The organism is Paenibacillus sp. PastM-3, assembly GCF_029893965.1.
Classification (GTDB): Bacteria; Bacillota; Bacilli; order Paenibacillales; family Paenibacillaceae; genus Paenibacillus_AQ.
This window is the reverse complement of sequence record NZ_JARXXP010000023.1, coordinates 22,131-34,154: the sequence shown is the minus strand read 5'-3', so window position 1 is coordinate 34,154 and position 12,024 is coordinate 22,131. Positions and strand designations below refer to the sequence as shown.

Annotated in this window: 11 protein-coding genes; all 11 read left to right on the top strand. The window is 42.8% G+C overall.

The features are described 5' to 3' along the window. The first annotated feature begins 129 nt into the window (after nt 1-129). Entirely contained in the window at nt 130-903 is a 774-nt protein-coding gene (locus tag M2108_RS24375) for a Cof-type HAD-IIB family hydrolase (protein WP_090714888.1), read from the top strand. Nucleotides 904-1,937: 1,034 nt separating this feature from the next. Beyond that, nucleotides 1,938-2,111 (top strand): hypothetical protein, encoded by a 174-nt coding sequence (locus M2108_RS24370; RefSeq protein ID WP_277471993.1) that lies wholly within the window; start codon nt 1,938-1,940, stop codon nt 2,109-2,111. 236 nt (nt 2,112-2,347) lie between these two features. Next, on the top strand, nt 2,348-3,898 hold the full coding sequence (locus tag M2108_RS24365) for a B12-binding domain-containing radical SAM protein (RefSeq protein ID WP_277471992.1): 1,551 nt from the start codon (nt 2,348-2,350) through the stop codon (nt 3,896-3,898). Nucleotides 3,899-3,936: 38 nt separating this feature from the next. Beyond that, complete coding sequence (locus tag M2108_RS24360; protein WP_277471991.1) at nt 3,937-4,875, top strand: tryptophan--tRNA ligase; 939 nt, start codon at nt 3,937-3,939, stop codon at nt 4,873-4,875. 49 nt (nt 4,876-4,924) lie between these two features. After that, nucleotides 4,925-5,362: an aminoacyl-tRNA deacylase gene (locus M2108_RS24355; RefSeq protein ID WP_277472064.1), complete on the top strand. Its 438-nt coding sequence runs from the start codon at nt 4,925-4,927 to the stop codon at nt 5,360-5,362. Nucleotides 5,363-5,380: 18 nt separating this feature from the next. Next, nucleotides 5,381-6,400: an ABC transporter substrate-binding protein gene (locus M2108_RS24350; protein ID WP_277506376.1), complete on the top strand. Its 1,020-nt coding sequence runs from the start codon at nt 5,381-5,383 to the stop codon at nt 6,398-6,400. Next, complete coding sequence (locus tag M2108_RS24345) at nt 6,390-7,289, top strand: ABC transporter permease (protein WP_277506378.1); 900 nt, start codon at nt 6,390-6,392, stop codon at nt 7,287-7,289. The genes M2108_RS24350 and M2108_RS24345 overlap by 11 nt, the downstream gene beginning before the upstream one ends. A gap of 32 nt (nt 7,290-7,321) precedes the next feature. Beyond that, on the top strand, nt 7,322-8,083 hold the full coding sequence (locus M2108_RS24340) for an ABC transporter ATP-binding protein (protein WP_277471987.1): 762 nt from the start codon (nt 7,322-7,324) through the stop codon (nt 8,081-8,083). A gap of 25 nt (nt 8,084-8,108) precedes the next feature. Next, nucleotides 8,109-8,924, top strand: coding sequence for an alpha/beta fold hydrolase (locus M2108_RS24335; RefSeq protein ID WP_277471986.1), 816 nt, complete (start codon nt 8,109-8,111; stop codon nt 8,922-8,924). Nucleotides 8,925-8,940: 16 nt separating this feature from the next. Beyond that, nucleotides 8,941-10,092, top strand: a complete 1,152-nt coding sequence (locus tag M2108_RS24330; protein ID WP_277471985.1) for an SDR family oxidoreductase — start codon at nt 8,941-8,943, stop codon at nt 10,090-10,092. Between the two features lie 123 nt (nt 10,093-10,215). Next, nucleotides 10,216-11,913, top strand: coding sequence for a glycoside hydrolase family 13 protein (locus tag M2108_RS24325; RefSeq protein WP_277471984.1), 1,698 nt, complete (start codon nt 10,216-10,218; stop codon nt 11,911-11,913). Nucleotides 11,914-12,024: the final 111 nt, after the last annotated feature.

Genomic DNA, 12,024 nt, shown 5'->3' with positions numbered 1-12,024 from the left:
TGCCGGAGGCCAGGCGCATTTTACTTGCGGAACCGACCGCCGGCAAAGGAAAGCTTGCACCCGTTACGGTAAACCTCTACAATTTGGGCAGGATAAATACAAAGAGCCACACAAGGAGACTGGAGAGCCATGACTAAGAAGACCATATTTTTTGATATTGACGGAACGATTTATGATGAGGATAAGAACGTACCGGCTTCCACCAGGGAGGCCATTGCCGAGCTGCAGCGGCGGGGCCATAATGTCGCAATTGCGACAGGCAGAGGCGCTTATATGTTCAAGGAGCTGCGCGAAGAGCTGGGGATCGATTCCTTTGTCTCGCTTAACGGCCAATATGTGGTCCATGAGGGCAAGGTAATCTACACCAACCGGCTGGAAACCGAAGTGCTGAAGGAGCTAACCCTGTTCGCTGAAAAAAATGACCATCCGGTTGCTTACATTGACGCCACAGATATGAAGGTTAATACAGCCGAGCATGAGAACATTCTGACCAGCATAGGCTCGCTGAAGCTGGCTTTTCCGACGCATGATGCCGAGTATTTTTTGCAGAACGAGATTTATCAGGCAATTATCTTCTGCCCGCAGGAGAACCAGGCGGCGTACGAGGAAGCCTATCCGGATCTTAAATTCGTCCGCTGGCACCCGCTGGGAATGGATGTCCTGCCGGGCAACGGCTCCAAGGCCAATGGCATTGCCCGGATGATCGAAATCCTCGGCGTGGACAAAGAAGATGTGTACGCGTTCGGCGACGGGCTCAATGATGTGGAAATGCTCGGCTACGTGGGGCACGGCATTGCCATGGGCAACGCGGAGGAAGAAGTGAAGGCGGCCGCGTCCTATGTTACGAAGCATGTCAGCGAGGACGGTATTTACGAAGGGCTGAAGATGGTGGGGCTGCTGTAGGGGGCAGAGGGCAGGAGCAGAAGGCGGGAGGCAGAAGGCAGGAGGCAGAAGGCAGAAGGCAGAAGGCAGAAGGCAGAAGGCAGAAGGCAGAAGGCAGAAGGCAGAAGGCAGAAGGCAGAAGGCGGGAGGTTAACATGCTGGCGGGGTGTAGTAGAGTCTTACCGGCCTGGGAGAGGTCCGGTTCTTCAGCTCTGATCCTGGGCAGGCACCGGCTAAAGTTGACTTATGGGTGCTGATGCGGGTTAATGCGAGCTGATGTGGGTTAATGCGAGCTGATGTGGGCTGGTGCGGACTGGTGCGTGCTAATGCGAGCTGATGTGGGCTGGTGCGGACTGGTGCGTGCTGATGCGTGCTGATGCGTGCTAATGCGAGCTGATGTGGGTTAATGCGAGCTGATGCGGACTAATGCAGGCTGTTAACAAATTGGCGTGGTGTGAGCTTAACTGCAGTTTGTACAACTAAAATCGGCCATTCACCGCCAAGTCATCCCTTTAGCTGCATTTTGTGCAATTAATCGGCCGGAAAATCTCAGTTTTGGTCTTATTTTGCAAATATAGTTGTATGGAATACAGCTATGTGGCGCAGATGCAGAGTTTGGCGGCTTTTAAGTGTACCAAATACAGCTATATGGAGAACAGAGGGCTTTCTATTGCATAATGTGCAATAGAAAAGCCTTTTTTTGCGTGGGAAAAGCAATCTATTGTATTTCGTACAGCAGATTTGGAGAAAAGTCCGCAGTTTGGGCTGCCGGGTAATTTTCTATTGCACAAAATGCAGCAGATGCTGCTTTTACAGAAAAATCGGCATGATCCATTGTATAAAGTGCAATCATGATCACGACCAGGCAGCTTACCATGCAGCCGTCAATTACTTATACGGAAAACAAATAGGAGAAGAATGGGAATGGATATAAGCATTAATACAAGCATGAAGCTGCTGATGCCAAGGAGGATTCTGCGGATGATGTTCCTTGGCTTTTGTATGCTGGTTGCCGGCTGTAGCAAGGGCGGGGATAGGGGGAGAATGAGGCTAAAGTGCTTAGCACGGAAGAAATCTCTGCTGTTTTTGCCGGGCAGGTGTTGGAGCTGACTGGTGTGGATGTATCGGAGAAGAATGTATTTCAACAGGAGCTGAACGGGCATACACCGCTTAATTTTCTGCTGGAGCAGTCACTGCTGCTTTTTATATTCATCAAGATGATACTGTGAGGAGCTGGATCAGAAAATTAAGGCGGCAATTTCTGCACAGCTTTAAGCTGTTGGATAGAAGGGGATGATTAAAGTAATTAAAGGTAAAAAATGCTAATAATTATAATAAAAGTATTTACTTTGGCGCGTTGACGTGATACCATTAAACCAATAACTTACAACGGAACTATATAAACCCAAGTTTTTAATGTGATTCTTTTCACTTGAAATATACAGAAAAGAAGGAGGAGTATTAGGTGGCTAAAGTTGTTTTTTTGAAGCCCTATCTGGAGACCGATGCTACTTGGGAAATGATACGAACGAGTAGTTATTTAGGAATATGGTACATTGCATCAAAATTAAAACAAAAAGGTCATTCTGTGTGGTATTTGGATGAAGTAATCCGGAATAATGGAATTAAGCGCACCAGTCTATTTCAAACCGAGTTAGAGGGGGAACAATTTCAAGAGTCTCCGCTGGATATATCCATTCTGGAGTATAGGAAGGAAAAGAATAAATATTTCGAAGCACATACCCCTGAAGAGTTTGTTAATAAATACAGTGCCTTTCAAAATGGGAAAATTCATAGGACTATAGCTAGAACGGGTAATAGTATAGAGGAGACTTTAAGTGAGGTCGGACGGATTTCACCTGATTATGTGGGCATATCCTTAATATCCACTGCGAATCTCAAGGCAGCAATTAAGACAGGTGAAGCTATCCATAATCAATTCCCTAATATAAAGATAATCTATGGCGGGCACCATGTCTCAGCTTTGCCTCATCAGTTTCTCAAGGATAACCCGTGGGTGGATTATATAGTCATAGGAGATGGGATAGAGATTTTTGAGGATATCGTGGAAGGCAGAGTTAAAGATAAGATCATTTACCAGGGTTTTAAGCCAATGAGTAACTTTCCTCTGTTGGATATGGATATTATCAAAGAGACAAAATATCCCGCTGACCAGGAGTATTCTTATCCTTCTTTTGGGCGGAAATCAATAGATTTTATGTTCTCAAAAGGCTGTTTCCGAAAGTGTGAATTTTGCGCTGCCGGGGGGCAAAAAGATAATAAAGTCAGTTTTTTGGATTGGGATTTAATTGATGAACAGCTTAGACTATTCAAGGAAGCAGGCATCAAGGAACTGATAGTTCAGGATGATGCATTTATATTTGGAGGAATAAAAGCATTATCTCGAAAATTGGCTGTTATGAAAAAATATGATTTTTACTGGCAAGACAGCGGAGGTATTGACTTTGAACTTTTGACGGATGATGTTACCAATTTGTTCATCGAATACAATACGACCGGTACTGGACGATTGACGGGAATGTACATCCCTTTTAATCCTAGATTTTGGAATAGGGGTTCGAGTGCGACAGAAACAATGGTCAACAGATATGACAATCATTTCAATAACTTAAAGAGATTACGCGAAGAAGGAAATATCTACGTATTTACGAGTGAAATTGTTGGCGCTCCTCACCAAACAAGACAGACTATAACTCAGGACATTGAGAGTCATAAGCAAATGATCCGGGAAGGTTATCTAGATACAGCCTTAACATTATCTGCAACATTACTTCCAGGCACCCAGTGGTACGACAATTTCGGATCCAGTATTGTTAATAAGAACGACATCCCCGGCTACTCCCTATTTACAACCCACCATAGAACTGAAAACCTTCCTGACCCGCGTATTATTGAAGAACTTTTTGTTTTGAGAACCAAAGAATTGAACAGTATACAGAGCACTTACAACTGGCAAACACCTTTTCCCAATTCAGTATGGACGTATAGCAGCTGATGGCACAGGATTCTTAATAGCTTGGGAGAGGAGCAGTTATGAAAAAAATTATATTAACAGGAATCAGATCGACCGGGATCCCTCACATTGGAAATTATTACGGCTCAATTAAACCCCTTATGAATTTGCAGACGGAGTATCACGTGTTTCAATTAATTGCTGATCTGCATGCGATTCCCCACGTTAGAGACCCATTGATTATGAATGATAACGTCAGAACAATTACAGCCTGTTATCTGGCTTGCGGACTGGATGTGGAACGATCCGTTATATGGAGGCAATCACAAATCCAAGAAATGGCTTGGATTGCTTTGATACTTATGTCATTACTAACAGCGGATGAACTGAATGAGGTAATGGAAATAAGCAATAATGGAAATATGGATCTGGTAAGTTGTCTCTACCCCACTTTAATGGCTGCTGACACCTTGATGATGGGAGCTGATTTGGTATTTGCCGGAAGAGATCATGTCAACGGATTGATGTTAATAAATAAATTATCACAAAAATACAATGCAGTTTACGGAGATATTCTTATTGAACCAGAATCTATTTTCTCGGATTTGAATGAAATGGTACGAGGGCTGGATGGTCGGAAAATGTCAAAATCTTTTAATAATACAATATCCATCATTGAATCTGAAGAAGATCTGTACCGCAAAATAATGGGACTTCAAGGAGTAAGCGAGACGGACTCCTTTGCTACTATCGTTGATTTGTTATCTCATAGCCTTTCTAGTAATGAATTAGAGGCTGTAAAGGAGAAAATTCGTTTAAAGGAGATGAGACTGCCAGAAGCTAAAAACATTTTGTTTGAAAACCTGGAAAAAGAAATTTCGCCTATACGAGATGAATTTTACATTTTATTGAAGCAGCCGGACTATCTGAATCAAGTGCTACTTGATGGTCTGCGGAAGGCGGAAGAACAGGCGGCATTAAGGAAATCAAAAATTTTAGCCAGTGCAGGCTTTCGGTAAGATAAAAGGCTCTGTTTAAATCCAAGAGAGGGAGAATACTCGTGTGGATATGAATGCGTTAACCAAACTACTTACAGAGAAAAAAGCAGACTTTGAAATTTTAAATCACGACAAACCTATCTATACTTTAAGTGATGCCAGCTTATACTTTGATGTTGCTTATGCTGTGCCTAATCTTATCCTCAATACGGACAAAGGGTTCTATTCTTTGCTCATTTCAGGGTCAAGAGGCCGGGCTGATCTGGACAGCTTGAAGGAGATACTCCACTGCAGCTCGGTGACATTGGCAAATAAAAAACAAGTCATGGATCAAACAGGTTATAAACCTGGGGAGCTTCCATTAATTGGCCTGAGTATTCCTTATGTATTTGATCGATTATTGCTACAGCATCCCTTTGTATATGGGGGACTCGGAAATCCCCTCAGCACATTGAAAATCAATCCGTATGATCTCAAAAAATTAATTCAACCGATTGCAGAAATTTAAATCTAGAATCACCAGGGAGTGATTGTTACGAGAAAAACAAGATTGATTTGTTGGAAGCTCATGCTTGTTGTCGGCTTACTCGGTATAGGAGGCTGTTCGGGTAATTCTTCCGATACGTTGGGAGAAAATCATAAAGATCTGAAGAAAGTAGGGATACTACAGATTGTTGAACATCCGTCGTTAAATAATATCAGGGAATCATTTATCAAACAGCTATCGGAAAATGGTTATACAGAAGGTAGTAATCTGGCTATTGATTATCAGAATGCCCAAGGCGATCAAAGTAATTTAAAGACAATTGCCCAGAAGTTTGCAAATGAAAAATATGATCTGATTGTTGCCATTGCAACACCATCTGCCCAGGCCATTGCTGGGGAGACTAAAGAGATTCCGATATTGTTTGCGGCCGTTACGGATCCCGTATCCGCAGGTCTGGTGAATAATCTGGAACATCCGGGCGGGAATATCACCGGTACATCGGATATCATATCAGCTGAGCAAAATTTAAAGCTGGCATTTAAAATCACACCAGATATTAAGAGATTGGGTCTAATCTACAATTCGGGTGAAACCGCCGCTTTGCTGGTCACAAATGAGTTGAAAGACTATTTAAAGACAAGCAGTGAAAAAATTACGCTGATAGAAGCTACGGTAACATCTACTGCGGATGTACCGCAAGCTGTACAGTCTTTAGCGGGAAAAGTGGATGCTATTTTCGCTCCAATTGACAATACCATCGCTTCTTCGATGCCAGTAGTATCCAATATGTGTATTGATGCAAAGATACCTTTATATGTGGGTGCAGATTCTATGGTGAAAGATGGAGGACTGGCTGCCTATGGGGTTAATTATGAGATTTTGGGACAGGAAACTGCCGATATGGCTGCTGAAATTTTAAATGGAAAACAGCCAGGAGATCTGCCTATTAAAGTCATGAAAAGTTTAAATGTATATCTGAACAGTCAGACCGCAACAACACTTGGAATTCAAATTCCTGAAGAAGTTTTAAAAGAAGCATCTGAAGTTTTTGGAAATTGACATGACGGTCAATTTAGTACTTGGGACATTGGAGCTAGGGTTGATTTATGGAGTATTGTCGCTGGGATTATTTATATCATTTCGGATTTTAAATGTGCCTGATTTGACAGTTGATGGAAGTTTCGTGACTGGAGCGGCAGTGTCAGCGGTACTTACTACTTATGGACACGCTTTTTATGCCCTGCCCATGGCCTTTATTTTCGGATGTATCGCAGGGAGCTTCACAGCATTTCTTCATGTGAAGTTGAAAATTGAGTTGCTACTATCCGGGATTCTCGTTATGTCAGCTCTTTATTCCCTAAATATCAAGATATTGTCCGGCAAACCGAATATTCCATTGTTGAATGTAACAAGTATTTTCAATTATTTTAACGGCACACATGCCGCACATACTTCTAAACTGGTTATTTTAGTTCTGATTGCTGCTGTCCTATTAAGATTATTGGGAGTGTTCTTAACAACGAAATTTGGACTCGCAATAAGAGCGACTGGAAACAATGAACAAATGGCCAGAGCCGTTGGTGTGAATACGAATCTTACAAAATGGACAGGTCTCGCCTTGTCAAATGGTTTTGTAGCTTTATCAGGAGCCATTCTGGCTCAGTACCAGTCTTTTGTCGACATTGGAATGGGAGTAGGTGTGATCGTCACAGGCTTAGCCTCTGTAATTATTGGAGAAGTTATCCTTGTTTATCGTTCGCTTTGGGCGAGAATGGCTGCAGTTATTGTGGGATCTATTACCTATAGATTCATCATTGCGTTGGCGCTTCAACTTGGGATGCCACCTACTGATTTGAAATTAATGTCAAGCTTAATTGTAGCGTTGGCCTTATCTCTTCCCGTTTTAAATAAAACAAGAGGCAAAGTGAAAAGAAACAACAATTATTAGGATGGCCTCGAAGAATAGTCGGGAGGAGCACGATGCTTAAAATAGAAAATTTACGAAAAGTGTTCTTCAGCAAAAGTTCGAATGAAAAGGTAGCTCTGGATAATATCAGTTTTTGTTTAAGAAAAGGAGAATTTGTAACTGTTATTGGCGGGAACGGCTCAGGGAAGTCTACTTTATTTAATTGTATTTCCGGATTTGAAACACCCGATGAAGGCAGAATTGTGTTGGATTCAGCAGATATCACATATCATAAGGAATTTAAACGGGCTAAATATTTGGGGAGAGTGTTTCAGGATCCATTGAAGGGCACGGCTTATGAGCTGACCATTGAAGAGAATCTGGCTTTAGCTTACTCCAGAGGTCAGGTAAGAGGACTCACAAAAGCCATCACTAATCGAGATGTCCTATACTTCCGTGAACGATTGTCTTTACTCAATTTGGATTTGGAGAATCGTTTGAGACAAAAGGTAGGACTGCTTTCTGGTGGACAAAGGCAAGCCATCACTCTTTTGATGGCAACCCTCGTTAAACCCAAGCTGCTTCTACTGGATGAACATACAGCTGCGCTCGATCCTTCAACAGCCAGGAAAGTGATGGAGATGACTGCGGAGATAGTGAATAAGGAGCAGATTAGCACGATTATGATCACGCATAATCTCAAGGATGCATTAGAATTCGGGACACGTACTATTATGCTTTCTTCTGGCAACATTATCCTGGATGTAAATGGACAGGAAAGACAAAATACCACCGCTGAACAGTTGTTGTTGAGTTTTGGATACAATCCCAACTAATAAATCTAGATTTGGAGGTTTTATTATGTCTAAAGTTGTTTTATCCAATGGAATTCAAATTAGTTATAACTATGAGTGGACAGAAGATAACCGGGAGACCTTAGTCTTCATGAATGGAACTTTTAATTCAATGAAGGACTGGAATGAAATCGCTAGTGTACTGAAGCAAAACAAACCATACAACATCTTGACTTTTGATATGCGAAATCAGGGCGAATCTACCCGATCCAAGGAAGATTTTTTATACAGTGATTTAGTGAAGGATGTATCTCTTTTCTTTGAGTATTTGAAGCTGGATAATTTCACGGTAATTACTTATTCGAGCTCTTCGACTATGGCGATTGATTATATTTCAGAGAATCCCGGGAAAGTAAAGCGATTGATTCTTGGAGCACCTGTTGTTAATCCTTATGGGAAGTTCAAAAGACAACTAATCTCACAAGCGTCACTAAAAATGTTTGAGTTTGGTGATCTAAAAGATGTCATTACATTATCATTTCCGTTGATGTACAGTAATGCTTTTGTTGAACAGAACCAACACTTATTTGGATTTATAGAGGAGCAATTCCATCAAACTGTAGAAAAAAGTTTGCTTCTCCCCTACATGAAAGCCTGGGACGGGAATGATATGAACATGTCAAAGCTGAAAAGCGTATTGGAATCAGTGAATACGCACTATATACATGGAGAAGAGGATATATTCAATCCGAAAATGTTCTCAATAAAGCTTCAGGAGGAGATTGATGATTTACAGCTCCACATTTTACCGGGGAAAGGCCATGACTTTTTGGCTGAGGACAAGACAACTTATATTCAATTGCTAGAAAGTATCCTGAAATAGGATAAGAGGTATAGATATGTCAGAGCTAGTTCTTCCTTATTGCACTAATGTATTGATTACAGGGGCGACAGGATTTGTGGGGAGACATATTTTGTATGAGCTTGTAAATATATTCACGAAAAATATGTGCCCGGGTAAAATATATGTACTTCTGAGGAGTAAGGCTTCTCATTCTTTCAAGGAAAGAATTGAACATATTCTAAAACATGATTATGCTCCGGAGTATTTTAAGAGCTTTAGTTATGCAGCTATTTTGGAGCGAATTGAGCTTATTGAGGGGAGTTTGAATGATAGTAATTTAGGGATGAAAATGATGAAGGCGATTCCGGAAAATGAGAAGCTATACGTCATCCACAGTGCTGGGTCAGTTAATCTCTTTGATAACAAGAAAGCAGAGGAAGAAGTGAATTATAATAATTGGAACGGTACAAAAAACTTACTAAGTTCACTGAAGGTATTTAATTATAAATTTATTTATATTAGTACAGCATTTTCATGCGGAATTGTTAGCGGGATGGTCGGCGATGATTTCTCTAAATATAAAGAGAAAATATTTCGCAATCCTTATGAGAAGTATAAAAATTTAATAGAAACAATGGTTCAAGAATACTGCGGGCATAATGAGAAGGAATATCAAATTCTTAGGCCAAGTGTTGTATGTGGCCGACTTTTGGACTCCTCATTATATTATACTTCAAAGTTCGATGTGATTTATGGTTGGGCTAAGTTCTTCTGGAGCTTAAAGCAACAGGGAAGTAACGAGCACATCAGGGTACACATGTCGGCAAACTCCAAAATTAATATTGTGCCAGTTGACTTTGTAGCCAAATCAGTTGTTTCTTTATTTGCTGCAAGTCCAAAGCAGGTTAATATTACTTATCCCCAATCCTTAATGAATCGAAGCTTATATGGACAAATGCTTAATGTAATCGAGTATCTTAATTATAGTTTTGTTGATGAGAAGCCAGCAAATCTTAATAAGAGTGAAAAAATATACTATCGTCTGATCGATAAGGTGTACAACCCTTACCTGAATCATTGTGATAATGATTACGATAATGAAACGCTTTTAAAGGCTATAGATCGTGAATTTATGACAACAATTGATTTGAATTCTCTCACCAGGTTTGCGATAAGTAACAATTTTGATGAATTGCAGGTAAATTAAATCTGAGAGGTCGGCGTAGCCATAATTTTCATCCGTCTTGTGATTGTCTTCCCCCGGTATGGTTAAGATATATTGAAATATCACTAACTGAGGCAAACACCGGAGAAGCGGAGGAGAGTCCAAGTGAATCCAAAATGGTGGAAAGAAAGCGTGGCCTACCAGATTTATCCGATCAGCTTCAAGGACAGCAACGGTGACGGGATCGGTGATCTGCGCGGCATTATATCGAAGCTCGATTATCTGCAGGACCTGGGTGTGGATGTCATCTGGGTGTGCCCGATTTACAAGTCGCCGAACCATGACAACGGCTACGATATCAGTGATTACTGCGATATTATGAAGGAATTCGGGACGATGGCTGATTTTGACCTGATGCTGCGGGAGATGCATGCCCGGGGAATGAAGCTGATGATGGATCTGGTGCTGAACCACACGTCCCACCAGCATCCCTGGTTCATCGAATCGCGGAGCTCGAAGGATAATCCGAAACGCGATTACTACATCTGGCGCAAAGGCAAAAACGGCGGTCCCCCGAACAATTGGGAATCCTATTTCAGCGGCTCGGTGTGGGAGCTTGATCCGCAGACGGATGAGTACTACCTGCATCTCTACTCCAAATATCAGCCCGATCTGAACTGGGAAAATCAGGTGGTGATCGACAAGCTGCATGAGATGGTGGAGTGGTGGCTCAAGAAAGGCGTTGACGGCTTCCGGTTCGATGCGATTGCCCATATTATTAAAGCGGAAGGCTATCCGGATGCGGCTAACCCGGGCGGAACGGCGACGGTACGGGCTTATGAGATGTTCTCCAATCTCGCGGATGTGCATACGATGCTGCAGAATCTGCATGACAAGGTCTTGTACTTCTACGATATTATGACTGTCGGGGAGACGTCGGGCCTCGGGCCGGAGCAGGCGCTGGATTATGTCGGGGACGGGCGGCGTGAGCTGAATATGACCTTTCAGTTTGAGCATATGAATCTGGACTGTGCGGCTCCGGGCGGGGGCAAATGGGATACCGTACCCTGGAAGCTCACCGACCTCAAAAAAATCATCAGCAACTGGCAGACGGTTCTGCATAACCGGGGCTGGAACGCCAACTATCTGTGCAATCATGATCAGCCGCGCTCGGTATCCCGTTTCGGGAATGACCTGTTCTACCGGGTGCCGTCAGCCAAAATGCTGGCCACATTCATTCATATGCTGGAGGGCACGCCCTACATTTATCAGGGAGAAGAAATCGGAATGACAAATGTGGCGTTCGAGTTGATTGACGATTACCGGGATGTGGAGACGCTCAATTATTATGAGGAAAAGCGTAACCAGGGCATGCCGGAAGCCCAGATTATGTCCAACATCCACAAAAAAAGCCGGGACAATGCCCGCACCCCGATGCAGTGGGATGATTCCGAGGATGGCGGTTTTACGACAGGCGTTCCGTGGATCAGGGTCAACTCCAATTTCCGGGAGATCAATGCGGCGGCTGCGGTCAAAGACCCGGATTCGATCTATCATTACTACAAGAAGCTGATCCAGCTCCGTAAAAAGCATCCGGTCATCGTCTACGGCGAATATGCCCTGTTGCTTACGGAGCATGAGGAAATTTATGCTTTTACCCGGACGCTTGAGGACCAGCGCCTGCTGATCATCCTGAATTTCTATGAGCATGAGCCGGTGTTCGAGCTGCCTGCGGAGTTCGCGGCCGGCAAACAGGAGCTGCTGATCTCCAACTACCCTCCTTCCAAGGAAGATGATCTGACGCAGCTGAAGCTGCGGCCATATGAAGCAAGGGTCTATCTGGAGCGGCAGCTCCAGGCATAATCAGGAGAGTTGCCAGAGCGCGTGAAATATGGCGGAATGGCGACTCTTTTTTGAGTTTGCTGGGAAAAGGGGGTACAATCGTTACAATATTATACATAGAGAGTGTGCAGG